The organism is Candidatus Hinthialibacter antarcticus (genome assembly GCA_030765645.1).
Taxonomy (GTDB): domain Bacteria; phylum Hinthialibacterota; class Hinthialibacteria; order Hinthialibacterales; family Hinthialibacteraceae; genus Hinthialibacter; species Hinthialibacter antarcticus.
Genome location: JAVCCE010000066.1, coordinates 126,553 through 152,625, shown reverse-complemented (window position 1 = coordinate 152,625; position 26,073 = coordinate 126,553). Strand labels below are relative to the sequence as shown.

General features: G+C 49.0%; 23 protein-coding genes. 8 read left to right on the top strand and 15 right to left on the bottom strand.

All coding sequences use genetic code 11. The features are described from left to right. A partial coding sequence (locus tag P9L94_17135) for a hypothetical protein (GenBank protein ID MDP8245810.1) occupies positions 1-183 on the top strand: 183 nt, incomplete at its 5' end. Between the two features lie 61 nt (positions 184-244). Next, positions 245-1,054, top strand: a complete 810-nt coding sequence (locus P9L94_17130) for a hypothetical protein (GenBank protein MDP8245809.1) — start codon at positions 245-247, stop codon at positions 1,052-1,054. Here P9L94_17130 and P9L94_17125 read toward each other — a convergent pair. The 4 genes from P9L94_17125 to P9L94_17110 are packed head-to-tail and all read right to left on the bottom strand — an operon-like array spanning position 1,049 to position 7,577. After that, complete coding sequence (locus tag P9L94_17125; GenBank protein ID MDP8245808.1) at positions 1,049-2,464, bottom strand: efflux transporter outer membrane subunit; 1,416 nt, start codon at positions 2,462-2,464, stop codon at positions 1,049-1,051. The two genes, P9L94_17130 and P9L94_17125, sit on opposite strands and share 6 nt — an antisense overlap. Next, entirely contained in the window at positions 2,461-5,595 is a 3,135-nt protein-coding gene (locus P9L94_17120; GenBank protein MDP8245807.1) for an efflux RND transporter permease subunit, read from the bottom strand. Before P9L94_17120 ends, P9L94_17125 begins: the two co-directional genes overlap by 4 nt. Positions 5,596-5,598: 3 nt before the next feature. Then, positions 5,599-6,930, bottom strand: coding sequence for an efflux RND transporter periplasmic adaptor subunit (locus P9L94_17115; protein MDP8245806.1), 1,332 nt, complete (start codon positions 6,928-6,930; stop codon positions 5,599-5,601). A 32-nt stretch (positions 6,931-6,962) separates the two neighbouring features. Beyond that, the gene (locus P9L94_17110) at positions 6,963-7,577 is read right to left on the bottom strand and encodes a TetR family transcriptional regulator (protein ID MDP8245805.1); all 615 of its coding nucleotides are present in this window, start codon (positions 7,575-7,577) and stop codon (positions 6,963-6,965) included. 284 nt (positions 7,578-7,861) lie between these two features. Between P9L94_17110 and P9L94_17105 the strand changes: the two genes are divergently transcribed. Then, positions 7,862-9,325 carry a hypothetical protein gene (locus P9L94_17105; GenBank protein ID MDP8245804.1) on the top strand — a complete coding sequence of 488 codons (1,464 nt, stop codon included), beginning with the start codon at positions 7,862-7,864 and terminating at the stop codon, positions 9,323-9,325. Between the two features lie 3 nt (positions 9,326-9,328). Next, complete coding sequence (locus P9L94_17100) at positions 9,329-9,706, top strand: DUF393 domain-containing protein (protein ID MDP8245803.1); 378 nt, start codon at positions 9,329-9,331, stop codon at positions 9,704-9,706. 52 nt (positions 9,707-9,758) lie between these two features. Here the strand turns inward: P9L94_17100 and P9L94_17095 are convergent, their stop codons facing one another. The 5 genes from P9L94_17095 to P9L94_17075 all read right to left on the bottom strand — a co-directional run bounded on the left by P9L94_17095 (position 9,759) and on the right by P9L94_17075 (position 13,356). After that, the gene (locus P9L94_17095; GenBank protein MDP8245802.1) at positions 9,759-10,670 is read right to left on the bottom strand and encodes a hypothetical protein; all 912 of its coding nucleotides are present in this window, start codon (positions 10,668-10,670) and stop codon (positions 9,759-9,761) included. Positions 10,671-10,805: 135 nt separating this feature from the next. After that, positions 10,806-11,333: a peroxiredoxin gene (locus tag P9L94_17090; protein MDP8245801.1), complete on the bottom strand. Its 528-nt coding sequence runs from the start codon at positions 11,331-11,333 to the stop codon at positions 10,806-10,808. A 191-nt stretch (positions 11,334-11,524) separates the two neighbouring features. Continuing rightward, positions 11,525-11,893 (bottom strand): hypothetical protein, encoded by a 369-nt coding sequence (locus tag P9L94_17085; protein ID MDP8245800.1) that lies wholly within the window; start codon positions 11,891-11,893, stop codon positions 11,525-11,527. 64 nt (positions 11,894-11,957) lie between these two features. After that, entirely contained in the window at positions 11,958-12,263 is a 306-nt protein-coding gene (locus P9L94_17080; GenBank protein MDP8245799.1) for a hypothetical protein, read from the bottom strand. Continuing rightward, entirely contained in the window at positions 12,256-13,356 is a 1,101-nt protein-coding gene (locus P9L94_17075) for a M24 family metallopeptidase (GenBank protein ID MDP8245798.1), read from the bottom strand. The genes P9L94_17080 and P9L94_17075 overlap by 8 nt, the downstream gene beginning before the upstream one ends. Positions 13,357-13,439: 83 nt before the next feature. Here P9L94_17075 and P9L94_17070 point away from each other — a divergent pair, with 83 nt between their 5' ends. From P9L94_17070 to P9L94_17060, 3 genes are all read left to right on the top strand, one after another. Next, the gene (locus P9L94_17070; GenBank protein MDP8245797.1) at positions 13,440-14,201 is read left to right on the top strand and encodes a sulfite exporter TauE/SafE family protein; all 762 of its coding nucleotides are present in this window, start codon (positions 13,440-13,442) and stop codon (positions 14,199-14,201) included. A 983-nt stretch (positions 14,202-15,184) separates the two neighbouring features. Further along, positions 15,185-17,542: a flagellin gene (locus P9L94_17065; GenBank protein ID MDP8245796.1), complete on the top strand. Its 2,358-nt coding sequence runs from the start codon at positions 15,185-15,187 to the stop codon at positions 17,540-17,542. Between the two features lie 147 nt (positions 17,543-17,689). Further along, a complete protein-coding gene (locus P9L94_17060; protein MDP8245795.1) occupies positions 17,690-20,086 on the top strand; it encodes a flagellin in 2,397 nt (798 codons plus the stop codon). A 172-nt stretch (positions 20,087-20,258) separates the two neighbouring features. Here the strand turns inward: P9L94_17060 and P9L94_17055 are convergent, their stop codons facing one another. Genes P9L94_17055 through P9L94_17045 form a run of 3 tightly spaced genes read right to left on the bottom strand, consistent with a single transcriptional unit; the run spans position 20,259 to position 22,603 of the window. Continuing rightward, positions 20,259-20,876: a hypothetical protein gene (locus P9L94_17055; protein ID MDP8245794.1), complete on the bottom strand. Its 618-nt coding sequence runs from the start codon at positions 20,874-20,876 to the stop codon at positions 20,259-20,261. A 1-nt stretch (position 20,877) separates the two neighbouring features. Then, the gene (locus P9L94_17050; GenBank protein ID MDP8245793.1) at positions 20,878-21,870 is read right to left on the bottom strand and encodes a TIGR00266 family protein; all 993 of its coding nucleotides are present in this window, start codon (positions 21,868-21,870) and stop codon (positions 20,878-20,880) included. Positions 21,871-21,883: 13 nt separating this feature from the next. Continuing rightward, on the bottom strand, positions 21,884-22,603 hold the full coding sequence (locus P9L94_17045; GenBank protein ID MDP8245792.1) for a tellurite resistance TerB family protein: 720 nt from the start codon (positions 22,601-22,603) through the stop codon (positions 21,884-21,886). Between the two features lie 381 nt (positions 22,604-22,984). Between P9L94_17045 and P9L94_17040 the strand changes: the two genes are divergently transcribed. After that, complete coding sequence (locus P9L94_17040; protein ID MDP8245791.1) at positions 22,985-23,221, top strand: hypothetical protein; 237 nt, start codon at positions 22,985-22,987, stop codon at positions 23,219-23,221. Positions 23,222-23,227: 6 nt separating this feature from the next. Here the strand turns inward: P9L94_17040 and P9L94_17035 are convergent, their stop codons facing one another. The 3 genes from P9L94_17035 to P9L94_17025 all read right to left on the bottom strand — a co-directional run bounded on the left by P9L94_17035 (position 23,228) and on the right by P9L94_17025 (position 25,994). After that, a complete protein-coding gene (locus P9L94_17035) occupies positions 23,228-23,509 on the bottom strand; it encodes a hypothetical protein (protein ID MDP8245790.1) in 282 nt (93 codons plus the stop codon). A 221-nt stretch (positions 23,510-23,730) separates the two neighbouring features. After that, positions 23,731-24,360, bottom strand: a complete 630-nt coding sequence (locus P9L94_17030) for a hypothetical protein (GenBank protein ID MDP8245789.1) — start codon at positions 24,358-24,360, stop codon at positions 23,731-23,733. 128 nt (positions 24,361-24,488) lie between these two features. Then, a complete protein-coding gene (locus P9L94_17025) occupies positions 24,489-25,994 on the bottom strand; it encodes a glycosyltransferase family 39 protein (protein MDP8245788.1) in 1,506 nt (501 codons plus the stop codon). Positions 25,995-26,073: the final 79 nt, after the last annotated feature.

Here is a 26,073-nt window from a genome sequence, read left to right as displayed (position 1 = left end):
TGCGTACCCTCAAACGGCGTGACCTTCCCGTTGTCGACACCGTCGTGGATGCATTACAATCCATCGCCTCCGGTCATGCACTCCCTCTATTTCCCGGCAAACTTGCTTCAGGCGGCTAAAGTGTTACGTTCTTTTTATAACATTGACAACATATCAAAAATTCCAACCAATATACAAAGTTGAAATCAACCAAAACTTATGGAGCCATCTCATTTTAGCCTCATCCAGTTATATGGATCAACATTTGAAAATTTCGCAATTTTCAAAAATTGGCTCTTTTAATGCTGGAGCAATGGGGTTCTTCCTCCCAGAAAAAGTGGTGAATTTAGACGGCTTAGCTAATGATGATGTTTATCATTTCACAGAAGATGGCGGCTCAATTGGCGATTATGTCCGTGAAAATGCAATTGATTACTGCATTGATTTAAATATTGAAGATGTTCTTCAAGCGGAGCAAATCCCCTATACCACACTGCGAACTTTTCCACTCAATGATTCAGATCATTTTTCTATTGTGCAAATTCACGCAGACAAGAATTTTCAAGCCCATAATTTTAAATTGCGTGTTGACGGTGCATTGCATCATGGAGTAGAAACGATTGGTTTGTTTGAAAATGCTACTGAGGGCTGGGTGTTTCAAGGCGACGCAATGGATGCTCAACCGAGCAAGATGGAACTGGGTTTGTTTCCAAAAGTCACGGGGTATGTAGGCAACGGTTTGATACACTCTGGATTGAGAGAAGATGAAGGAGCGCACACTGGAACAACGAGTTCTCCCATTTTTTCTCCAAAGGATAACCAACGATTAATTTTTGCTGTTGGCGGAAGCCAAAACTCAAGCGTTGGCGTCCGGCTGATGAAGGGCGAAAGTATTCTCGGCGAATGGCGAGGAAAAGGCGAACCTCAATTGGATAAAATTATCCTTGATCTATCTCCTTATACAGGTGAGGATTTGCGCCTATACGTTTTCGATCATGATGAGAATGAAAATGAGTTTATCTTGTTCGACCATGCAATGATTTTAGAACCCACTGTCGATATAGAAAATCTATAGCGAACGCCAACCGCCGCCCAGCGCTTTATAGATTCGTACCAGGTTTGCAATGATCTCACCGTCGCTGGCGGCGAGTTGGTCTTGAAAAGTTAACATTGAGCGCTGGGCGTCCAATACGTTATAGAAATCCGCCAACCCGTTTTTGTATTGATCCTGAGCGACTTCAACCGCCATTTGGGCGGCGTCCGCCGCGTTCGCCAGCGATTGGTTGCGCTCCTGTTCTTGCGCGTAATCGACCAGGGCGTCGCGTACTTCTTTCACAGCCAATAGGACGGATTTTTCATACCGCGCTAAAGACTGCTCCTGGCGGGCGCTTTGCACTTTTATATTATTGCGGATGGAGTTGGCGTGAAAGATCGGCCATGTAATCGTTGGGCCGAAGCTCCAGATTTTACTACTGGATTCGAAAAGCGAACCCGCATCTAATGACTCAAGGCCAATGGAACCCAGCAAGTAAAATTTAGGATACAGTTGCGCTTCCGCTTGTCCGATACGCGCTGTTTGCGCCGCGAGTTGCCGTTCCGCCATACGGATATCCGGGCGGCGGCGCAGCGAATTCGCGGGGATGCCGGTCACGATTTCAATTGATGATTGAGGAATCATCTTTGATTCACGCAAGCGTTGGTTGAGCGTTCCCGGCATGACGCCCGTCAGCACTGACAGTGCGTTCATTGCGCCTTCGATGCCGCCACGAAATGTGGGAATCGTCGATCGGGTTTGCTCAACGACGTACCTTGCTTGTTGGACAGGTAGTTCGCTTGAAAGGCCGGAGTTGTAACTCGACTGTAAAATCTCGTATGTTTCCGACTGATTACGCAGGTTATCTTCCGCGACCTGTAAGCGTTTTTGCAGCGTACGCAGCGATACATAATTGAACGCAACCTCACCCGCAAGCGAGACCCAGATCGCGTTGAGGTTTTCTTCTTGCGCTTGCAAGTCGGCCTGCGCTGCTTCAACTTCGCGCCGAATGCCGCCGAAAATATCGATTTCCCAATTGGCGTCAAAGCCCGCCGTATAGACGTCGCGCTCGCCTAAACTGAAGGTTGTGTTTTCGCTCGATTTACTTTTTGAATAGTTCGCGCTGGAATCAAGAGACGGGAAAAACCCTGCGTTGCTGATCGAGAGTTGATGGCGCGCTTCCATGATTCGCGCTTGGGCTTCTTTGATATCCAAGTTGCGCTCAGCGCCTTGTTGAATCAATTCCGTCAAAATCGGGTCGTTAAGCGTTTGCCACCATTCCGCCAACGTTTCAGGCGTAAGCGGCCCGGCGTTGGCAACGTCTTTCTGCAAAACATCGCTGTAGTTGACATCTGGTATATCTGACTGCGCATAGTCTGGGCCGACGGTTGCGCAATTATTGAATAAAATTACGGCAATGATTGAACAGGCAATTTTGTATGAATTCATCATGAATTTATATCCTCAAGTTCTTTATGCGCGGGCGTCCCTTTAACGGTTTCACGAAGCGTTTGGAAAATGACGTACAACGCGGGAATGAGTATGATTCCAAACACGGTCGCGAGCGTCATGCCGGAACACACCGAAGTACCAATTGCGCGGCGGCTGGCTGCGCCTGCGCCGGTTGCGAAGACCAGCGGCAGCGTTCCCAGCACAAATGTGAAGGCGGTCATTAACACAGCGCGGAACCGTTCACGGGCGCCAGTGGTTGCTGCTTCCAAGATCGGTTTACCGTTTTCGCGCTGGTCCATCGCGAATTCAACAATCAGAATCGCGTTTTTGCTGGCGATGCCAATCAACATAATCAGGCCGAGTTGAGCATAGACGCTGAGTGAAAGCCCAGCGGCCTGTAATCCAAATAATGCGCCGAGAATCGCGACTGGCAGCGAGAAAATAACGGTCAGCGGGATGGTCCAACTTTCGTATTGCGCGACTAAAAACAAATAGGCGAAAACCAATGCCAATGCGATTAGCCCCATACCCTGGTTCGTCGTTTTCCGTTCCTGAAAACTCATGCCCGACCAACCCAGCGTATAGTCATTCGGCAAGGACTCTTTCGCGATGGTTTCGAGTCGCTGCATCGCCTGACCGGAACTGATCAATGGAAACGCCATCGCCGTTATCGAAGCGCTGGGAAAAAGATTGAAACGCTCGACCTGACGCGGCGAGGTAATGGTGCGCAGGGTTGCCAGGCTCTTGATTGGGACCATTGCATTGTCGTTGCTTTTTACATAAATCTTTTCGATATCTTCAACCGATTTGCGGTATTGCCAGTCCGATTGAATATTCACCTGATAGACTTGGCTGCCCAAATTAAAATCGTTGACGTAACGGGAGCCTAAGTAGGATTGCAACGTCGAAAAGACTTTTGAAACAGGCACATTCATCGACTCGGCTTTGTTGCGGTCTAGATCAAGAAATAAATGCGGCGTATTAGATGCGTAAGAACTGAATGCGGTTATAAATTCCGGCGCCTGATTCACTTGGGCTAAAAATGATTTTAGAGTTGAATCCAATGCTTGCGCATCACCGCTGGCAGTCGATTGAAGATTAAGTTCCAAGCCGCTGGAATTGCCCATTCCACGAATGGAAGGCGGCGTAAACACCATAATATTGGCTTTTGGATTGATGTCTGTCTGCTGGCGGATTTGTTGCATGACGGCGTTGATATGGAGGTCAGAACTTGTTCGTTCATTCCAATGGTCTAACGTAACCGCCATGAAGCCCATGTTTTCTCCAAGCCCGCCAGTCAGACTAAAGCCGCCAACGCCAATCGCCACACGTACGCCATGAATATCTAAAATGTCCGGCGTGATTTCCGTCAATAAATCTCGAGTCCGCGACAGCGTGGCGCCTTCGGGCAATTGTACAGAGACAAAAATAATGCCCTGGTCTTCATCGGGAATAAACGAAGTCGGCGTAACGAACAACATCAATACCGTTGTGCTGATAATTAATAAAAGCCCGACTACGGTGATCGGAATATGTTGTGACAACCAGGACGAAATAGAAACGTATCCTGTGCGGCCCGTGTTTAAGATTCCGTTAAACCAGGCGAGCGGCCCATATTTTATCTTTTTGGGAACTTTTAAAAATACGGCGCACAATGCCGGGCTGAGCGTCAACGCCGTCACCATCGAAAAAAACACCGATGCAGAAATTGCCACTGCGAATTGGCGATAGATGCCGCCAGTGATTCCGGGGACGAACCCGACGGGAACAAAGATCGCCAACAGGACAAGCGTCGCGGCGATGATAGCGCCCGTTACTTGCTTCATTGTTAATAGAGTTGCGGAGACGGAATCCATCCCTTCGGTTTCCATGTGATGAATTACGCGTTCGACGACAATGATGGCGTCATCCACGACCACGCCGATAGCGAGAATTAACCCAAACAATGTCAAAAGGTTGATGCTGTAATCTAGCGCCATTAATACGGCGAAGGTCGTAAGCAGCGACACCGGAATGGTCAACATCGGAATCAGAGTTGCGCGCAAATCTTGCAGAAAGACATAGCAAACTAAAAAAACGAGAAAGATAGTAAGAAACAGAGTAAATATAATCTCTTCAATGCTGATTCGGACAAATTCCGTCGCATCGTAAATCACCATGTATTCTAAATCATCAGGAAACTGCTGTTCGAGCCGCGCCATTTCTTTATAGACGGCGTCCATTGCTTCAAGCGCGTTTGAACCCGGTGTTTGAAACAGCATGATGCCCGTTCCCGGCGCGCCGTTTCCGTAGGCTTCTTGAACATAATGGTTGCCGCCCATCTCGACGCGCCCGACGTCTTTCAACCGCAACATTGCGCCGTTTTCGCCCGAAGCGACGACAATGTTTTCAAAATCTTCTGGGTCGTTTAAACGGCCTTTGGCTTGTATCGACATCACCAGCGGCATATTTTCATTGCCCGGCGATGCGCCAATTGACCCAAGCGAAGCTTGTAAGTTTTGATTTTGAATCGCCTCGATTACGTCGCTCGAGCTTAGCCCGTGCGCAGCCAAGCGGTCAGAATCAAGCCAGACGCGCATGCTGTATTCGGAGCCGAAAACCGTTATGCCTCCCACTCCAGGGATGCGTTTTAACGCGTTCTTGACGTGCGTGTGAACATAATCGCTTATAAAAAAGCGGTCGTAGGTTTTATTGGGCGATTGAAAAAAGAACACGCCCAATTGGCCCGAAGATTGGGTCGTAACATCAATCCCCTGCTGGGAAACTTCGCGCGGCAATTTAGGCAATGCTAACTGGACGCGGTTTTGAACCCGCACCTGCGCGATATCCAAATCAGTACCGACTTCAAAGGTGATGTTTAATTGATAAGTGCCGGTGTCATCGCTTTTTGAAGACAAATAGATCATGTCTTCCACGCCGTTCATTTCTTCTTCTAGCGTGGTGGCGACTGTATTGGCGATGACTTCTGAACTCGCGCCGGGATAACGCGCCGATACCCGCACTTCGGGCGGCGTGATTTCTGGATACTGCGTAACCGGCAAGGTAAACATCGACATCAAACCGGACAGCGATAAAACAATTGAAATGACAATCGCAAAACGCGGGTGCTCTACAAAGAATTTCGCCAACATAGGTTATGCGTCTCCTTTTGCGGGAGCCGCAGCAACAGCAACTTTTTGGCCGGGTTTGATTTTTTGCAGCCCTTGGCTAACGACTTTCTCTCCCAATTGAAGCCCCGCAGAAACGCATTGGTAGTCATCAATCTTTGGCCCTAATGTTACTTTGCGCTTCTCGACGGCGTCATTCGCATCAACGATATAAACATAATCTTGCCCGCCTTCAGAGAGGATGGATTCTTGTGGAACAATCGGAACTTGTTCAGCATCTTCGTGTCGAAGCATCACGGTGATGTAGCTATTGGGAATTAAAAATCCATCTGGATTATCAAAGCGGGCATAGACTGAAATGGTTCCAGTATGCGAGTTCATTTTGTTGTCATCAAAATCATGCTCGCCAAAACCCTCATATTGAGTTCCATTCGGTAACCGCAAAAAGGTTTGAATAGGCAGAACGGGCTTGTCATGGATTTCTTGTAAAACTGATATGTATTCGCGATCAGACATCGAAAACACGACGCGAACCGGGTCCAGTTGCGCGACATGCGCCAATGCGCCCAAACTAGGACTGACATAATTCCCTTTTGTTAACATCGCTTTACCAATTCGACCTGTAATTGGCGAATGGATATCCGTATAGCCCAGATTGATTTTTGCAAGGTTGAGATCAGCCTGCGTCTTTTGAATGAGCGCTTCCATTTGTTGGATGGTCGCGTTGGCTTGTTCATAGCGGGCTTCGGTTTCTTGCACTCGCGCACGCGCCTGCTTTTCATCGCTGACCGCTGAGTCGAGGTTCGCTTCGACGATGCTGCGCTTATCGGCGCTTTGCAAACGCTTGAGATACTTCTCTGCGTGATCCATATCCGCTTTTGATGAATCTAAAGCCGCTTGCGACGCGGCGACGTCCGCCTTCGCTCCCGCCAGATCGGCTTTGGCTTGTCCAAGAGACGCTTCCGCTAAAGCCACGCGGGCAATGTACGGCTCTTGTTCAATCGTAAACAGCAGATCGCCCTGCTGCACGGCGGAACCTTCAGCAAAATGGACTTGAGAAATGTAGCCGGAAATTTGCGCGGTAATATCAACGGACTGAATCGATTCGACGCGGCCGATAAATTCTTGCGGCGCTTGTGAAGAACCTTCAACCACAATGACCGTCTCGACGGGGACCGTTGCATTTGCTTCGCCAGGACCACCAGGCCCGCCAGGCATCCCGCCCGCAGGCGCTCCTCCAGGCAATAATCCGCGTAGAAACCATCCTGCGGCAATGAACGCAACCAAGACGATTATTTGTAATAATGCTGATAGCATTCCGCCTTTTGGTTTTTGCATAGTTTGAGTGTGCCGACTCATGGTGTGTCTCCTTAGGTATATAGAAGGGAAAGTTAATTCGCCAGAACTGTTTCTATGATTGCGTCAAAACTAAATTCGATATTCTTAATCAAGCCCGTAGAAGAAAACCCACTCAGATCATTCTTTACCAACCCCATGTAGAGCGAGATCAAACAATCTTCTACTTGCTGAATATCAATATTCTTTTTTAACAATTTCTGTTCTTGCGCCTCAACCAATACGCGATGGGTTTCTTCAAAAAAACCTGTCCTGAGTTCTTTTATTTTTTTATGAGTAAACGACAGATGTTCGACTGTCCATTCCATCTGCAAGGTAATGAAGAAGATGAACTTTCTACACTCTTCATTTTCAAGAACGAATTGAGCGCGCGTCATAAAATAGTCTTTTAAATTATGAATATTGATTTCTTCATTGATCTTTTCTTTGATCTGCTCTTCTTCTTTTGAGAGCATGATATAGATCAGTTCGATCAAAAGTTCTTCTTTACTTTTGAAGTGCCAATAGACAGCGCCTTTGGTTAGGCCAATCTGGTCAGCGATATCCACAAAGGTTGACTTGGAATACCCTTTTTTACTGAACACATCCAGCGCAGCCCGAAGAATCTTCTTTCGCGTCTCTTGGGCTTCTTCCTTTGTTTTTCTCGCCATGCCGTCCCTCTTAAAACAAGAAGTGTGTCTGAAAATGTATTATACATACCTTCTGGTAGGTATGTAAGCGTGATGGATTAAAGTTTCTGCTTGAGCGCAAATTCGACGACACTTAACGCCATCGTTTAGTGAACACTCACAACCTGTACGGTTCCTATGTTGGCTAACGGCTTGCTGCAGGTTCGCAATTTCAAAACGGAATCTACTACGCTCCCTATATAAATTTGAACCGATCTCGTAAAGTTAGAGAATGATTTGTGATCCTTTGTAGGGAGAGTGGATTGATGACAAACCAGGAAACCAACCAAGTTTCGCGAGACATATCATGGTGGCAACCGGTGATTTTCGCTGCGATGGCGGGCGGCATGGCCTGGGGCATTCGCGGACAATATGGTCACGAAACCGGCGCCATGATGGCCGGACTGTTAGTTAGTTTGACCTTGATCGCCCTGCTCTGCCCTCAAGCGACTTTGCTGAACGCCGCGCGCGCAGTTGCGCTTGCAACCGTCGCGATGGGTTTCGGCGGCTCTATGACCTACGGTCAAACAGTCGGGCTGACTCATGATGTTGAGTTGCTCAACAACTGGGACGCGCTGCGCTGGGGAATGTTGGGCCTAGCGATTAAAGGCTCTCTCTGGATTGGCTTTTGCGGAGTCTTCTTTGGTATGGGGCTGGGCGGCGTACGCTATCGCTGGTATGAAATGTTTCTACTGATGGCGGCATTGCTGGGCGCATATTGTCTTGGCGTGCACTTCTTAAATTCGCCATTTGATCCTGCAAACAAATTGCTTCCTCAATTCTATTTTTCCGATCACTGGCAATGGCAGCCCGACACCTACGGCGAACCGCGTTTTGAATGTTGGGGCGGAATGTTTTTTGCCCTAATGACGGCGATTTTATATACGGGACTCATTCGTCGCGACGGCATGGCTTGTCGGATCGCATTTTGGGGGCTGCTCGGCGGCGCGTTAGGGTTCCCCATCGGACAAAGCATTCAAGCCTATCATGCCTGGAACGTAGAACAATTTCATCAATTTGATATATGGCTTGAAGAGAACCAATACTTACCGTTCTTCCAACACGTAAATTGGTGGAACATGATGGAAACCACTTATGGCTGCATTATGGGCGCGACGCTTGGCTTCGGCGTTTGGCTCCATCGTAAACGGATACAACTTACGCAAGCGTATGGTCCCGCTGGAATGCCTGGGTGGTTTGAGGGTTCGCTGCTTGTCATCCATTTGGCGTTATTGGTCGGCGTGGAATTTTTCGCTGTGCCCGCCATTGGTTACGTCTACGATCTGGGTCTCTGCTTGGGAGCAATCCCGATTATCTGTATCGTCGGCGGGCGCTACTGGCCGTATCTGGTTGTCTTCCCGATTACGCTCTTACCCATTGCCGGAAAAACGCTGCGGCAATTGGCAATTGAAAATTCTGTAATCGAACTGCCGTTAGGGGCTGCGGTGTATTTCATTGTTCCAATGGGGCTATTCATCCTTCTCGCATTTTGGTTCGCCAATAAACCCGTTGACCAAAAATCGGGTCAAGCGTTTGCCCGGCGCGCCTTGCTGGCGACTGCTTGGATGTACTTCCTGCTGAATTACGCGTTCTTTCGATTTCCCTGGCCTTGGGATGAATGGACGGGACGAACGCCGAACGGGATTATATTTGCTGTCTTCATTTTTTGTTTAACAATTGCGGCGGTTTTTCTTGGTCTAAAAGAGAAAAGAAAAACAGAAGATGCTTAACCGATGATCTGGCAGCGTGATGAAATTTATGTGATTTATGATGGAGAGTGCCGCTTTTGTTGCGCCTGCGTCAAGGTATTTCAACGGCTGGATTGGACGCGTTGTTTTCTATTTGTTGATGCAAGCGATTGGGGGCGTATACAAAAAGAATTTCCTGCTCTCGCTTCGTTTGAATCAGCCGAAGCGCTGTGCGTATTAGAAAACAACACGGTGCATTGGGGGTTCTTCGCTGTCCGGCGGATGCTGTGGAAAACGCCTCTACTCTGGCCAGTTCTTGTTGTTGCTTATGTTCCCGGGGCGCAATGGTTGGGGCCGGGATGTTATTCTTGGTTTGCGAAAAACCGATATCGAATAGGGTGTAATGGCTCTTCATGTAAATAGGAGTTGAATGGGTTAAGCGATTGATGCGGGGCATTCAAGAAGGTAAGGCTGGTTATCGCCTTCGTCCGCCTTTTTTATCATGGAACGCCATTCTACGTCGTGGAGCGTCATCTTTCGGTTTGTCAGCAAGAGTATCGGGTTGTTTCATTTGGTCTAACAGTTTTTCCAGATAGGCAATCAACTGAAGAATCATTTGGTATTCTTGGCGTTGAACATTGAGTTCCTGGCTTTGTCTGTCAACGAGAACCTGAATTTTTTTATGGTCTTCATTGCCTGTTACATTGATCGCTTGCGGAATGCCTTTTTGTAGAATTTTGAAGGCTTTTCCAATGGTGGCGATGACTTTTTCCGGCGCTCCCCCGAGTTTGTCAAAGTTATCCCGCAGAAATTTCATAACATTTGTTGAGAACATATCGCCAAGTTCAATCTCTTTGCCATAAAGTTGCGCTTGGACTTTTAACTGCCGCATGACGGCAGCAATATATTCCATCATTAGCGTTTGAATTAACGAGCGGGAAGGTTTTGACGTCGATGACATCTGATCGGTGAATTTTTTCCGTACATACAGAAGTTCTTGTGCGCGGCGTCCTGCGTCGACCTCGCGCTTATCAAGAAAATCGGTTGTTTCGCCATGTTCTTTTTCGGTATAGGGTGTGAATGATGATTCACACAGCCATTCTGCATATTTCCGGGTTGCGCCTAGTGAATCGAGTGATGCGGCGTAACGAACATCTCCGCCTTGTGAAAGATGTTCAAGAAGTTTTTTCTCTTTGTCGCTTACGCCGCCTTTTTGTTTTTGCCGTTCAGAGAGCTTGTTAAACGTATTGGTGATGGTTTCGACGATAATACGGCCGTTGACAGACTTGGTCACAATTTCGTGACGTTTGACGTCAGGATTCTTGCGAAGGTAATCATTGATAATGATTTCCTTCATCTGCTCGGCCGCAAAGGAATAATCGTCCATTGTATCCTTGAACCCTTTAATCTTAATGCACGTTAAAGAGTTGAAATCTAAGCGTCTACTCTACAATAAATTATACTTGTTTTAATTTAAATGGAAGGAGAGAAACCCGTTCTCTCCTTCCATCACTGTTTGAAATTAAGGCTTTAGTACGTCGTCGCCTTTTTTCCACTGGCAGGGTGTGAGTTCACCGGTTTGTAGAGCGTCGAGAACACGCAATACTTCGTCAATATTCCGCCCAACCGGCAAGTCGTTGACGCAAATCCAACGAATCAACCCATCGGGATCAATGATAAACGTGCCGCGGAATGCGACGCCCATATCATGCTTTAAGATGCCATACGAGCGAGAGACTTCTTTTTTATAATCGGCAATGAGAGGGATTTTTAAGTCTTTCAAACCCGGGTGGGAATTACACCAACCCAAGTGTGAAAATTCGCTATCGGTGCTGCCGCCGATCACTTCACAATTGCGATTTTTAAATTCACCGCTGCGGTCGCTGAATTCAATGATTTCAGTTGGGCAAACAAAGGTGAAATCGAGGGGATAGAAAAACAGGCAAGCCCATTTCCCTTTGTAATCGCTAAGTTTCAAATCTTTGAATTCTTTGCCAACCAGGGCTTTAACGCAAAAGTCAGGCGCTGGCTGTCCAATTTGTATACTCATTGAAGAAACTCCTTTATCGTAAAAATTATTGAATTATTTTCATTCAAAAAAAGCGTATGTGTATCGCCATAGAAGTTTTTGTCGCTTTAGAATGATAAATATAAATCGTTAATCATAATTAGAATCGCTCGACTCAAGCGTATGGTCAAGTGGAAAGCATTTAGATTCGGGCTGATTGATTGAATGAATAATTAGTCAAGCGCTTCACCAAATGCGCCAAAGTCGCCTTGGCCTTCATATCCGCAGTACAGGCAGCGCGAATGGCGGCTCGACATAACCCGGTTGCATTGCGGGCATCGTTGCGCTTTGGCGCGGACTTTTCCATCAAGGCTGCCGTCGCTCAAGTCGATTTGTTTGATGCGCTCTGTTAAGTCTTCTTCTGTTAAGTCTGAGACTTCTTGCAGCAGAGACCACATGGCCATGTTGATGAGGGTGAGTTTGTCGAGCCGGGCATTGAGTCGATCAATATTACTAACAACTGACTCAGAACGACGGGCGCTATTTTCCGCCGATGCCTGTGCTTTTCCAATTTGTTGCATCTGGTAGAATTCCCAAATCATAGTAACGCCTCCAAATGATAAATGGAATCAAATCATCCTACCATAACTTACGACAAAATTTGGATTACTCTTTCTTATTGTTTAGAGGTGAATTGTTGCGTTCGGCGACAATTTCGGTTGACTCAGGGACGGGATCATATAATTCGAATGGAAGAGAGTATTCTGTCCGAATAAAATCGGCAAAGTGATAGAACAGATCGAGTAAATCGGGGGCGACCCAAAATTCCATGCGGCCTTCTTCGGGCAGTTCCGTGCGGACGACGCAGATGCCTTCATGGTCGTCCAGCAACGCGTTCATAAAACCAATCTCACGCGGCGGGATGCGCCCTGGAATGATGATGCAGTCTTTTGCTGGCGGTGGATTACTCACGGATTAAAATATCGCTCCGGTTTAGGGTCTGGCCGTCAAAATCGACTTTGATCACAGGCCAATCAATTGGCTTGGTAAGGATTTCCGGCCCGCTTTCGGTGATGAGGACTGTATCTTCGCACTTCGTACCTGAGATCGACGGGTTCCATGCGACCGCCTGGTTATTTTGCACGGTTTCTGTTGTGGTGGGAATCGCCTTAAAATAGCGCCCTAAATATCCAGTCGGGCCGCCTTGATGGTGCAATTGCCATTCATGCTCAAACCCGTGTTCTTCATATTCAGCGATGCCTTTTTTTAAGACGTCGCCATACGAGGCGCCAGGTTTGGAGGAAATGTTCAATGCAGCGTCAATACGGCAAACCGCTTTGTGTTTATTACGCATAATTTCATCAACGCCTTCAAAACTGACAATGCGGGATACGTTCGCAATCAGGCCGTATCGTCTTGCGCATAGAACCAGTATGAATTGATGGTTGACGGGGTTTTCAGTCGGTAATGGGTGGCGATAATTTAACGCGCGTTCATCGCCCGCAACGAGAATCAGAACCGGCCAAATTTCGCGGTCAAAGCATTCCTTCGCGAGCAAGGCGCCAATTTCATATTCCGACATGCCCCGCTCTGCGCGAATGCAGGCGTTGCGGATTGATTCTTCGGCTTTTGCGCCCAACCAGCGGTAGCGTTCAATTTCGTCCGTGCATAGCGGCGTGTGGAGTTGCTTCAAGTCGTTTTCTATCTCAACATCTTTCACAACGGGGCCGGGGTTAAGCTTTTGATAGTGCGTTTCGATTTCCTCTGGCGTTATGTACCAAAGGTGATGTCCGTCATCAATCGGCAATCCCTCAATTTCTTCGGGAAACAGCCGCATCGCTTCGATGTTGTCCGCCGCCAGATAGACTTTGCTTTGCGTGATGAGTAATGGCGCAGCGCCGCCGGAACGGGCCAGGAAAACAAAATTCTCTCCCCCGCAGGTTAGCCATGAGAAGTGGTGCGCTTCGGTGATGAGCAGGTTGTGGATATTTTTGTCGCGCATCATCTTTCGCGTGCGCTCTAATTTTTCGTCGAATTCTTGCTTGCGGTTGGGGAACAAGTCCATTCTGGGCTCCTGGTTTCAACGTCAGAATTGAATCATAGTCCACTGTGTAGACGAGACCAATCCTTATAAATGCGGAGCCATCATTGGAATATCAATATGTCCCTCTCGTGTTCGCCGTCGGTTTGATCGCGGGAATCATCAACACGCTTGCGGGAGGCGGTTCGTTATTGACGCTGCCGGTGTTGCTTTTTCTCGGATTGCCTTCCCCGCTTGCCAACGGGACCAACCGCATCGCCATTTGGATTCAATGCGTCACCGCTGTTGCCCGGTTTCGTAAAAGCGGCGTCAGCGACGTGAAATTATGCGTATGGGTTTCGCTTCCCGCTGTTGTTGGCGCAATCTTGGGCGCTCAGGTAGCGGTTGATATTCCTGATTCTGTTTTTCGGACCCTGTTCGCCGTCATCATGCTGGTTGTCGTGGCATTTATTGTTTGGAACCCCAAACCAAAAAGCAAAACCGTACAAAGATACTCGCCAGGACGAATGGTTTTGATCGGAGTGGTCTTTTTTCTTGTTGGCATCTATGGCGGCGTCTTTCAGGCGGGAGTCGGTTACTTTTTGACGGCGGCGTTTGTTTTGCTCTGTGGTCTTGATTTGGTGTCTACGGCAAGCGCAAAATCGCTTGTGGTTGCCATCTACACGACATTTGCGATGGCAGTGTTTATCTGGAACGGTCAAGTGGATTGGTTCACGGCATTTATCTTGTCGCTAGGCAATGGCCTTGGTGGGTGGATCGGCGGTAGTATTGCCGTCTCGAAGGGCGAGCAATGGATTCGTTGGGCGCTCATCGTCACCGTGGTCGCAATGGCCATGAAGATGCTCGGGATTTTTTCAATTTTCAGCTAAATACATTTTCCCAAAAAAAATAAAAAAAGAGCTAAAGTTTAGCTAAAGGCCTGTCGATAGTAGAGACGACAAGTCAAGAAACCATCGAAAATGATGGGCTTTTGTGTTTGAATTGAGTGTTTGTCAAAATACTGTTTGTTAAGCGCGCCCGTAGGGCTCAGCGCTAGATTCCGAATAAGGAAACGAAACCCAAACGGTATTTTAAGAATACCAATAAATGTTAAGTCACGGCTTTGCATCCCGGCCAAGAGAAGTGGGCCATGGCTTAATTCGACCGCCGCAGCATCCGGATGGATGCCTTAGGCACGGTGCTACGCCATTTTTGCGTTTACCCTCCGCGAATTTGACGTACCCACCAGAAAAACGTTGTCATTATTGCGTTTGATCGCATTCAGGCTTAAACGGCAAAAACCACAAGTTAAACATGGTTTTTGTGTCAATTAAACGCAATTTGGCAATGAATGCAAAAATAAAAGGATGAACCATGCGTTCCCTTCGCATCCCGGCCAATCTCTTGCGCAGGCAGTTTCCTGACCGCCGCAGCCCGAATCCATTCGGATTGTTGGAATTAGAATTACTGCGCGTCTGGCCTAGATGATACAAGCAGGGCTTCCGAGGCCTCCTGCTCTTGCATGAAGGGAACGCCGGAAAAATCCGCGTTTCTTTACGCGTTACTTTATATGTGAGTTGAGATAGGGCCGCCAGGGGTTTTGGCGGCTGGGCGAGTAGACAAAAAATTAAGCCATAACTTTACATCCCGGCCAAGAGAAGTGAGTTATGGCTTAATTCGACCACCGCAGCACCGGAGCCTTGCGGCTATCGGCGCTACGCCAAAGTCTTATGTAAGAATACAGGATCAAAATATCCTGATTTCTTCCAATATGGCTCTATCTCATTATAGGCAAATTTCTAAAAAACTTTAGCGAAATCTTCCAAAATGTGGGGGATTTTTGCTAAATCGGCCTTGTGAGAGGAGCCGTATTATGGTGATCAATAGCATCGCTAACAATATCAGTGCGTTACATATTATCAACCAATTGAACAGTACACAAAGCAGTTTGAACACGAATTTACAACGTATAAGTTCAGGTTTAAGAATCAATTCCCCTGCGGATGATCCCAGCGGGTTTGTGTTGAGCAACAAAATTTCTTCACAATTTCGTGGATTAAACCGCGCTTCAGAAAATACTCAAACCACGCTCAATTTAGTTAATACCGGGACAGCTGCGCTCTCGCAAATCACAGAACTGCTGAATGATATTCGCGACTCTGCCGTTGCGGCCTCAGGTGGAAGCGCAACAGAACAAGCGGTGATTCTTGAAAAAATTGATGAATTAAACCGAATTGCCACCACGACGAAATTTGACGGCAAATATTTACTCAACGGCGCCCTTGCAACCGATGTCGATTTCAGAAATGGAACGCGGCCTTTCGGCGCTTCCCTTGCCTTTGGCCCCAATGCGACTGATTTACTGGCAGGCCGGTCTTTCCTCAATATTGCTCAGACCAATTCTGGTTCAACTCAGATAAAGGTTGGCGGAGACGCAACTTTCAACACCGGGCTTGTTTTCCAGAACGACTTAGCCGTATCCGCGAGCCAATTTATCAATGGCGGCGCTGCGGCGGCGGGTGGAACGGCTCTGGTCGGTTCCACCGTGAACCGCGTTTCATTATTGACCAATGGTTCTATCCAATTTTCAGGCGTTCTTGCCAATGGAGCCACCTCGTTCAGTGGATCATTGAGCATCGCAGGCGGAACGACCGTGACCAACCTGGTTACGTCTATTCAGTCTTCCATTGACGCGGCTGAAACCAGCATCGGCGTTAATGGCACTGGGACACTGGAAACAACCGTTGGTATCGACGGAAACGGGCGACTTACATTCAGCAATGGGCAAAACCAAATCACCGAATTTGATGCGACGCTGACGGTGCGCAATTCGTCAAATGCGATCCAAACTCAAATTGGAATCACTCGCGATACGGATGTATTTAACATTGAGGCTGGCGCAACAACGACGAGCGCCGCCATCGGCAACAATATCACTGCCGTCACGGGGTCAACATTTGATTCCGGCGCTTTCAACATCACCGTAAGCAATATCATCGCGCCTGAACAGCGTCAATTAACGATTGTGGATGAATTCGACCGCAATTTCGGCGGCGCTTCCGCCCGTGCGATTGATCCAGTAAATGGCTCTTTTCTGAACGGCGTTTCAATTGTCACAGGCGATACATTTACGATCAACGGGACTGAAGCCGACGGCACCACCTTTAGCACCCAACTCACCGTTGGAGTCGATGGTGGAGCGGGAGATGGATTGATCGACGATTATGGCAGTCTTATTGCGGAAATTAATAATCGCGACAAAACCAAAACCGCAGTTGGATTTCAAAATTCGATTGCAACGTTGAATGATGCAACCGGGAAAATCAGCCTCTTCGATGATCTCGCCCAGGATTCGGTTTCTGACCTGCAAATTATCGTTGATCGGACCTTAACATCGAATGTTGATATCGTGAACTCAGGCGTCGATCAGACCGGGGCGGAAGCCACCGCCGCACTTTCGATAAACGGCGGTCCTGCTCAAACGGCAACCGTCGGGCAAGTTGTTACCTTGCAGGGCGTTAATTTGTCTGGCGGAACTGCGCCTGAAGTCACATTCCGCGTTGGGCGTAATTTTGTCGCCGGGACAGACCAATTGCAAACAACAGCGAAAGAATTTGTCGGCTCACTGAATGGCGGAACACTGGTTACCTTTCAAAATGGCGACTCGGACGTGCAATTTACGGCGGGAGACGCTTCTATTTATCCGATCAAGAAATTCCAACAAGTCACGTTAGATTTTGATTCCATTCTAGACATTACTACGCCTAAAACCGCTGGCGGTGAGACGTTTGTCATTTCGACGACAAACAAAGCGCTTACGTTTCAAATTGGCGGGGATAGCGATCAATTCAAACAGATTTTATTCGCGGATGTGACTTCCGATAATCTGGGCAGCAGTGCTTCGGCGACTCTGGATAATATCGACGTTACAACTGCGTCTGGCGCGACGGCAGCCATTGCTATTGCCGATGCCGCTCTAACCCAAGTGACAGATTTGACTGCCCGGCTGGGTGCATTCCAATCACGCTTGAACGACACCATCAATTCTCTCGATAGTGGTGCGCTTGCGTTAGAAACGGCTTTTGTAGACATCGTCAGCGCTGACCTTGCCACAGAAACCACTCAGCTGGCGCGTAACTCGATTCTACTGCAAGCCGAAGCCGCTGTGTTAGTTCAATCGAATGCGTTATCAAACAGCGTGTTTGAAATTTTGCTTGGATTACGAAATTAAAACAGCATATTAGGTTGCATGGTTCAAGCCATGAAAAATAAATTGGTTATGAAACAAAAATAGACTACAATATCATCAGATTGCGCGTTGGGTCGCCAAGCAAATGTGCTTGACTTGAAAACGCGTGATCTTGGGTGATTGGAGGCGATGATGGGTATCTCAAGAATCAACAATAATATCACCGGGCAGGCGCAGAATAGTCTTAACTCGCTGAATCAGCTAATCCAACGCAATTTTGAGCGCCTTGCATCCGGCTCGCGCATCAACCGCGCTGGGGACGACGCAGCGGGGCTGCGAATCGCGAACCAGTTGCAAACCAACCTGATTAGCCTCAATGAAGCCGTCAACAACGCCCAAAATGGAATCAATCTCATTAACACCGGCGACCAAGCGCTGGGAGGCGTCAGCGACAGCCTGTCGCGTATTCGGGAACTCGCGATTCAAGCGGGAAACTCCGGCGTGAATGATCCCCAGGCGATTCAAGCGATCCAGGCGGAAATCAGCCAGCAGATCGACGAAATCGGGCGCGTCGCCAATACCACCCAATTCAACCAACAGCGTTTATTCAATGGCGACTTGGCGCCGTCGGCGGGCGTGCGTCCGGGAACGACGGATCCTGGCGTCAATATAGACCGCAGCAATCTGACAACCACCCAAAATTTTCTCTCGATTACTCAAACACAATCGCAAAGCGCCGCCATTGTCGGAGGCGACGCGCCCGGCGGCCCGCAAACGATTAATACTGGCATCCGCAATGCAACGGATGTCGCCGTCTCGACCGGGTCGTTCTTTAACACGACGGGTGGAGTCGCTGCTGCGGCGGGCGATGCGCTGACTGACCTCTCGTTTAACGAGGCGCAAGTGCAAAACGGCGGGACGATCACCTTCCGGGGCGTGTTGTCGGATGGCGAGACGGAATTCTCTGGATCGATTCAAGTCTCCGCCCTGACCGATCTTGCGGGAGGTAACGGCGCCTCAACCAGTTTTGCTGATGCGATTCAGGCTTCGATCAACCAAGCCGAGCAAGAAGCCGGAATTGACTCTGCTGCCGGAACCAACACGGGAGAAACCAACGTCGGCTTCGACGCGGCGACGGGGCGCTTGCAGTTCTCCGGCGCGACCGAAGGCGTTTCTGATTTTAACATTGACTTTACGGTGGTTGATTCCAGCGGCGACGCGCAAAATCAATCCGGCGCCACGCGTGCGCAAGAGATCGGCGGGCAAGCGACCGGAGCGCAAATCGGCAATAGCGTGACGGCAATTACGGGTTCGACCTTTGAAAGCGGCGAGTTGCAAGTTGAAGTAACCGACGTGGTCGCCGCGCAACAACGGACAGTCGAATCGACTGGCTTTCTAGATACCGGCGGCGGCGCGGCCAACGCTTCATCGAACCTGATCGGTTCCGTGTTTAACGGCGCTACGTTGGCGCAAGGCGATACCATCGCCATTAATGGGACGAATGCCGATGGAACCACATTCAGCAACACCATCACGATTTCTACTGTAGACGGTTCGGCTGGCAACGGAGCCGCCGTCACATTTCAGGATTTAGTCGATGAATTAAATACGCGTGACAATACCCTGGCGGCAGGCGGTTCAAATAACCAAAGCGGATTTACTGACGCGACGGCGCAACTCACCAGCGGCGGGCAGATCCAAGTGACGGGCGACATCGCGGGCGCATCGCAGAGCAATTTCACGCTTACGGTCAATGATAATTCCGCAGGCGGCGGGATATTCGGCACAGTCGCTGAACAAGCAACGCTCGCGCAAGAAGGCTTCGCGCAATCTGCGTCCGTTAGCGTGAACGGAGGCGAGGCGCAACGCGTTACTGCGGGGCAAACCGTAACTCTGACCGGGGCGGACGCAAACGGCGGTCAGGGACAGATTACGCTGACCGTTGGTGAAAACCTGACCAACGGAACCGACGCCATCCAAAACCAACGGGCGGAATTCACTGGCGCGTTAAACGGAGGCCCGCAAGTTCAATTCAGCGCAGGCGCACAAGACGTCCGTTTTGTATCCGGCAACCGTCCCGGCGAAAGCGTTACGCTCGACTTTGACCAAACCATCGACGTGCCCGGCGTCGGCGCCGCCAACTCAACCACGGTTGTGATTTCCGCAACTGGACGGCAGGCGAATTTCCAAATCGGCGCACAAGCGGGGCAACAACTCAGCGTGTCGTTTGGCGACATACGCCCCGGCTCGCTTGGGCTGGGCGATGGACGTAGCGTGGCGGATATCAACGTGACCCAAGAAGGCGGCGTTGACGAGGCGCTTTCGATTATCGACCAGGCATTGTCTCAGGTGGATTCGTTGCGTGGAACCTTAGGCGCGGCTTCAAACCGGCTCACAGCAACAACGGACAACCTTTCCGTTGCATCCGAAAACCTTCTAGCCGCGCGGTCTCGAATATCCGATGCGAATTTCGCGTCTGAATCGACGCAGAATGCGACCAATGAATTATTGCTGCGGTTTAACATCGGAGTTCAGTCGCAGGCGAACAATCTGTACAACTCGATTTTCAGCGACTTGTTGAGGTGATCTGATTCATTTGGGGGGCGAACCTCTTGGTGAGCCGAATATGAAAGATTACATATCACATCTTCGCGGCTCGGCGGGAGCCTCGCCCTCCCCACGGCTGAAAACCCGCATTGAAACGAAGAGAGTTGCGCCCGCGCCGAACGCAATATGCCTGAGTATTTAAAAAGTCGTTTTAGTTTGCACTCGTTGCTTCTTTGATCTCAACCGGAGCAGGCGGTGCAAGAGGCGGTGATGGTCTATCCTCTGGCTTGAGCGGATTACCCTGGTTTGTATAGAAAATGTCGCCATCGCTGATCAGCCCATTCGACGGGTTATAAATCAAAGGCTGGAAGGGCGCTACATCGCCTTTGAATAATCGTTCATCAATATCAATGTCTTCATCCGGGCCATTTGAAACTATGATGTAAAACGTATTGCCGTCAGAGAAATAGCGATAGCCTTTTTTATCTTGATCCAGAGGATCAATTGGATAATTCACAAGATAACCAATCGGCGAGGTTAGATTTGCAAGATTTGGATATCCATCAATCATCACTCCAGCATTTTCAATCCATCTTGATTTATCCGCGATCGGGTATTTATTGCTATCCAACCAAAACGCATCCAATCCATGCGATAACATTCGTATGTCTGCGTTTGCGCGGACAATTTTCGCGCGGAACTGAGCATTTTTGAAATTAGGCAAGGCTGTTTGATAGAGTAAGTACACCGCCGATGTCAGCCCAAGGAAAAGAAATGCGCCTACGAAAACCGCAAGCGCAATCAGATATTTTTTCATTGTACGTTCCATTTTAGAGCCCGTCTCCATCCAACAGGTTTCCAAGGCCGCCAAGCACGGAGCCTTCGCCTGTGCCGCCTTTTCGGTTGCCAGGAACAGCCGCCAGCATACGTCCCGCCAGTCGCGAGAACGGAAGCGATTGCAGCCAGATTTTTCCCGGCCCGCGCAGCGTCGCAAAGAACAAACCCTCGCCGCCGAACAACATGGATTTGATGTTGCCTGCTTGTTGAATATCAAAATCAATCTGCGGTTCATACGCGACCACGCAACCGGTGTCGACATGCAACACTTCGCCAGGGCCTAATTGCCGCTCGACCACGGTTCCGCCAGCGTGCAGAAAACACATGCCGTCACCTTCGAGTTTCTGCATGATAAAGCCTTCGCCGCCGAATAGCCCAGTTAAAATTTTGCGCTGAAACGCGATGCCGATGGAGACGCCTTTCGCTGCGCAAACGAAGCTGTCTTTCTGGCAGATCAAGCATCCGCCCATGTTCGCCAACGTCACGGGGATGATGTTTCCAGGGTACGGCGCCGCGAACGAGACATGCGCTTTTCCCTGCCCTGTGTGGGTGAACACCGTCATAAACAATGACTCGCCCGTCAACAGGCGTTTTCCCGCGCCGAGCAGTTTTCCCATGAAGCCTTGGTCCTGGTTGGTTCCATCGCCGAAGATGGTTTGCATTTCAATGGTGGATTCTTTATACATCATCGAACCTGCTTCCGCGACGGCGCTTTCGCCCGGGTCGAGTTCGATCTCGACGAACTGCATTTCCGATCCGATGATTTTAAAATCTATCTCATCCGCGACGCGGGTCGTAACCGGCGGCGGCGCTGAGCCAGTCATGGCGGATGGATTGAGTTCACCCACTTGGGCAATCGGCATCCATTCGGCGAAGCCGTTGCGCCAGGCGAAGCCGTTGGGGCTTTCTTGCGCTTTTGCGATGGCTTGGGTTCGGTCAAAGGGGCCTACCTGGTTCCCATCATAACTTAAATACCACTGTGACATGGTTCATTCCTCCTTAGGCTTCGTTGAGTCCGAGTTCGTTTTCAATTTGTTGAACGTCCTGCTCGCTCAAAGACAGCTTCAGCGCGAGCAATTCCATGTAGTTCTTCTCCGCTTCGGTATCGACTTCAATGGCGAATAGCGACACGGCGTAGACCTGTTTGGCAAGATCGGGCGAATTGACCGCGCCGACGATATCGATCATCGTCGGCGGATTGAGAAATTCATTCAAGATGAACCCACGGTCTTCGCCTGAAAGACCCGCCTGTTCAAGTCGGCCCACAATCTGGTTGCGTTCGTTGGCGTCAATGGCGCCGTCAGCATTGGCGGCGGCGATCATGGCTTTGATTAGCAGTAACGCTTGATGCGCGGCCGGGGTGTCTGGTACCTCTACCGGAACCGTTGGCTGTGTTGGTTCCACTGGCGGCGGGGCTGCTGCCTGGCTTTGCCCTGGCGGTGGAGGAGGTGGAGTCGATGGCGGCGCGCCGGGATGGTTTATCTGCGGCTGTTGTTGAGCAAACCCGCCCTGAACCCCGGCTTGGTTGCGCTTTTTATCTACGACAAAATGGTCGAATGCGGCGATTGCAACGCCCAGGGCGCCCATGCCTAACATTCCACCGCCGATGCCGCCCATCCCCCCCATACCTTTGCGTAATTTCTTGTTGAGTTTTTTCCCTGCTTTGCCGCCTAACCCGCTAAACAACATAGACCCCAGCATCTGCTCAGGATTGATCATTTCAATCTCTCCAAGAATAGGTTGATTTATATATTGATTTTTGATTGTTTAAAATGAAGCCATCTCAAATAAACTGAATCGGCTAATGCGTATAGCATGGGTACAACTCTGCTCGCTTCAGTGCGGGCTTTCAGGCCCTTATGCACAGGCGCTCCCAGAGTTGCACCCATGCCTGAATTGGCTTATCAATAATTAATATACAGGAACTTTTTTTCGTAATCATTATGATTGAGATGGCTTCACATTAGAATTAGATTATTCAGATTTCCAACGGAAAATCAATTTGGCTTTGCCGAATTTCAAAACTGGTGTTACTATCTCCTGCGAGCCAATCGTTATTATGTATATACGATTGAACAGGAAATTTTATTTCACAGACCCATGAAAAATTTACTCTTTATTCTAACCATCTGTTTTTTTGCAACCGGTTGCACCCGCATGACAATTCCCGTCAATGTGTTGCCTTTTTTATTGGTTCACGAGAACCCGTCGCAGCGTACGCATGAATCTGAAAAAATTGCGCTGAAAGAACAAATTGTGATCGCTCAGCAATATGCCTATTTGCCGCAGCAACAGATGCTCACGGTTGATCCATTTCGCGAAGAAATCCTCAACTAAAAACCATTATCCAAACATTCGGATATCATCAAGCAATTCGGTGTATTCGAGGGCTTCGTCAACATCAAAATTCACGGTTTTGCCGTCATCGTTGAAGGGAAACACCATTTCGATGCTGCTGCCTTTCGATTCAAGCCAGCCGCCGACTTCTTCATTTTTGGCTTCCGGCTCATTTCCATTTAGCCAGCCGCGCAACGAATACGCCGCCCGTTGCTCCGCCTCTGCATCGTAGGTAATAATCCAGTTGCTGCAATCGTCATTCGAGAGAAAAAATACTTTAGCCGCCATGTGAATGCTCCTTATTGATATGCAAGAAATCTTACCAAACCAACCAGTGGAATAAAGGTTTCTGGAATTTTATAGTGGTTGCCAGAATTATGCGCGGATTGAGTTTTCGTAACCGTATCTATTGCTGAGCTCTACGGGTGCGCTTTACGCACATATTTATGACAACGCTCTAAAAAAAACGCCCGGACATGCCGGGCGTTTTCAAGGTCATATGTCAGAGTTTATTCGGCGCCTTCGATGCGGGCGATGCGATCATTCAAATCTTCCAAAGCGCGGATGCGTTTGGCGGCGTATAGTTCAGGGATGGCGCGGCGGTCGCCTTCACGAACCCACTGAGCGCTTTTGGCGATCATGCGAGTGAAGGCTTCTGCGGTTTCCTGATCTTCGTAGGTCAAAACGGTTGGTAATTCGTAGGTGCGGTAATCAGAAAAGGTCATGTCAGAATTGATTTCGAAAATCTGGTTGGACGAAGCGGTCCCGCCAAACGGGCTGGAAATTGAACCCCAAAGGCTGCTTAATTTCCATCTATTATCACTTGGCGTTTTTTCTTCTTTTTTCTTATATTGGTAAGCGCGACCAAATACGCGTTCCTGGCGGGTGTCCCATTTGACTTTCGCCAAAAAGTTAGGCGATTGATAGTCCGCATCTTCAACGACTTTCAGGTTGACCGGGGCGGCATACTCTTCGATTGCGTCAGCGACTTCTTGATTAAATGGCGACAATACCAGTAAGTACGTATCTGGCGTTTGCGTCTTGACCAATTCGCTTCCGCCTCCCCCGCAGGCCGTCAACATGACAGCAACGCTAAGAAAGACTCCCAACACGGAAAATAGCCGTACATTCTGAATCATTTTAATTTACCGTTCCTTATCGAATAAATAACCTAAAGCAGTTACTGAAGTATTTCGTGTGGTATTGCACACGAAACTTGCTTTTCTGTCAATCGAAACAGTCAATTTGTTTTTGCATTAAGATCAATTTAATCAACATTTCGCTTCGTTTCAAATACAAAAAACCAGCCATAATAACTTTGGCCAACGGCGACCCGTTGAGGCGGCTGAAATTCCTCACCCATCCAGTCGCGCAATGGTTCCATAACCGGGTCGTCTTGAATTTGGCGTAGAAATTTATCAAAAACAGCGATTGCGCCGATGGGCTGCGTCTTCCAATATTCGACGGTGCGTTTCATGTCGTCTTGATCGAGGTAACCGCGCCCGGCGATGGTCATGAAGAATGGAATCTTGACCATCCGGTCGCCCTGGTAGGCTGCAGGAATTTGCTTACCGCTCCAGACGTACAACGCCGGGTTTGTGAGATTGAGCAGGTACGGTTCCGGGCAATATCGTTGTACATGACGGGCGAGAAGGCTCTCTTGCTCAAGCGTTAATCCAGGATACGCCCAATCATTCTTCGGCCAGCCGATTATGGACGCGGTAATCAATATGAGCACTGCGCCCCAGGCGAATGGAGTGAGTTTAGGTTGGTAGGTTTTTACTCTTCCCCAAATCCAACTGAGAAAATAGCCAGACAGTAAGGCCGCGGGCGGCATGGCGACTAAAAAATAATGGCGCCAGACATGGCTGGTGAGAACCAGGTTTCCTGAAAATACGGTGATAAGCCAAATCCATGCGAACGTAATTCCCCGCCATTGCTTGCTTCGCAGCAGGGGCAGCGATCCCAATGGCGCTAACCACAGCAATGGAGACAAGACGATGACCGATTTCCATTCATGCCAACGGAAAATGAAGTCATGATATTTCACGCCCGCCATAATGGTATGCGCAGTGAAGATGTCAAACCACAGCTGTGACAACGCGCCCAATGCAGTAATGATGATAAAGAACGGCCCCATGATGGTGATGATGCCGCCTGCCCAAATGGCGCCGTCTTTAGCAAAGCGTTTTACAGAAATTTCAGGTGAGAATAGCAACCACGCGGCGATTGCCGGCGGAACAGTATAGATCGCGGTTTGTTTGGATAGCGCGTAGAAGCCTAATACCAAACCTGACGCAAATATCCATCTGCTGGATTGTTTTTTTAAGCCCATCCAGAACAGATAGATGACGCCAATTTCAAACCAGGGCGCCCATGAGGATGTATGCAAATATTTCGCCCATACGCAGGAAAATGGCTCAAATGCGAGGAGAATGACCGATGCCCAAGCGGCGGCGTCGCCAAACAAGTTTTTGGCGAGTTGAAAGAACGCATATAGCGCACAGACGCTGAATAACAACATCGCAACGCGCATCGGGTAAATCGGCGCGTCTCCCAAGGGAAAGAAGGCGGCTCCCACCATTGCGACCAACGGCGTTTTGTTAAACTGGGTGTCGCGATAGATCACGCTGCCTTGGTAGAGCTCACGCGCTTCGGTCCAATACACGCCTTCGTCTACGTTGGTGCCGTAGTTGATTGTCCACGCACGCGCCATGAACGCAGCGAGTAGGATGAGCACAAGCAATACCGTTTTTTTTGTCGGTTTTATCATTGAAACTCAAAATCTTTACTGGAAAAGTAGAGTAATTTCATCCATACTTGTTTAAGAAGCAAATTTAAAAAGGTTTAAC

Bases quoted from the DNA above. Each gene is read 5' to 3' on its own strand.
- P9L94_17125 (MDP8245808.1), bottom strand. From the start codon at position 2,464: ATGATGAATTCATACAAAATTGCCTGTTCAATCATTGCCGTAATTTTA.
- P9L94_17120 (MDP8245807.1), bottom strand. From the start codon at position 5,595: ATGTTGGCGAAATTCTTTGTAGAGCACCCGCGTTTTGCGATTGTCATT.
- P9L94_17115 (MDP8245806.1), bottom strand. From the start codon at position 6,930: ATGAGTCGGCACACTCAAACTATGCAAAAACCAAAAGGCGGAATGCTA.
- P9L94_17110 (MDP8245805.1), bottom strand. From the start codon at position 7,577: ATGGCGAGAAAAACAAAGGAAGAAGCCCAAGAGACGCGAAAGAAGATT.
- P9L94_17105 (MDP8245804.1), top strand. From the start codon at position 7,862: ATGACAAACCAGGAAACCAACCAAGTTTCGCGAGACATATCATGGTGG.
- P9L94_17100 (MDP8245803.1), top strand. From the start codon at position 9,329: ATGATCTGGCAGCGTGATGAAATTTATGTGATTTATGATGGAGAGTGC.
- P9L94_17095 (MDP8245802.1), bottom strand. From the start codon at position 10,670: ATGGACGATTATTCCTTTGCGGCCGAGCAGATGAAGGAAATCATTATC.
- P9L94_17090 (MDP8245801.1), bottom strand. From the start codon at position 11,333: ATGAGTATACAAATTGGACAGCCAGCGCCTGACTTTTGCGTTAAAGCC.
- P9L94_17085 (MDP8245800.1), bottom strand. From the start codon at position 11,893: ATGATTTGGGAATTCTACCAGATGCAACAAATTGGAAAAGCACAGGCA.
- P9L94_17075 (MDP8245798.1), bottom strand. From the start codon at position 13,356: ATGGACTTGTTCCCCAACCGCAAGCAAGAATTCGACGAAAAATTAGAG.
- P9L94_17065 (MDP8245796.1), top strand. From the start codon at position 15,185: ATGGTGATCAATAGCATCGCTAACAATATCAGTGCGTTACATATTATC.
- P9L94_17060 (MDP8245795.1), top strand. From the start codon at position 17,690: ATGATGGGTATCTCAAGAATCAACAATAATATCACCGGGCAGGCGCAG.
- P9L94_17055 (MDP8245794.1), bottom strand. From the start codon at position 20,876: ATGGAACGTACAATGAAAAAATATCTGATTGCGCTTGCGGTTTTCGTA.
- P9L94_17050 (MDP8245793.1), bottom strand. From the start codon at position 21,870: ATGTCACAGTGGTATTTAAGTTATGATGGGAACCAGGTAGGCCCCTTT.
- P9L94_17045 (MDP8245792.1), bottom strand. From the start codon at position 22,603: ATGATCAATCCTGAGCAGATGCTGGGGTCTATGTTGTTTAGCGGGTTA.
- P9L94_17040 (MDP8245791.1), top strand. From the start codon at position 22,985: ATGAAAAATTTACTCTTTATTCTAACCATCTGTTTTTTTGCAACCGGT.
- P9L94_17035 (MDP8245790.1), bottom strand. From the start codon at position 23,509: ATGGCGGCTAAAGTATTTTTTCTCTCGAATGACGATTGCAGCAACTGG.
- P9L94_17030 (MDP8245789.1), bottom strand. From the start codon at position 24,360: ATGATTCAGAATGTACGGCTATTTTCCGTGTTGGGAGTCTTTCTTAGC.
- P9L94_17025 (MDP8245788.1), bottom strand. From the start codon at position 25,994: ATGATAAAACCGACAAAAAAAACGGTATTGCTTGTGCTCATCCTACTC.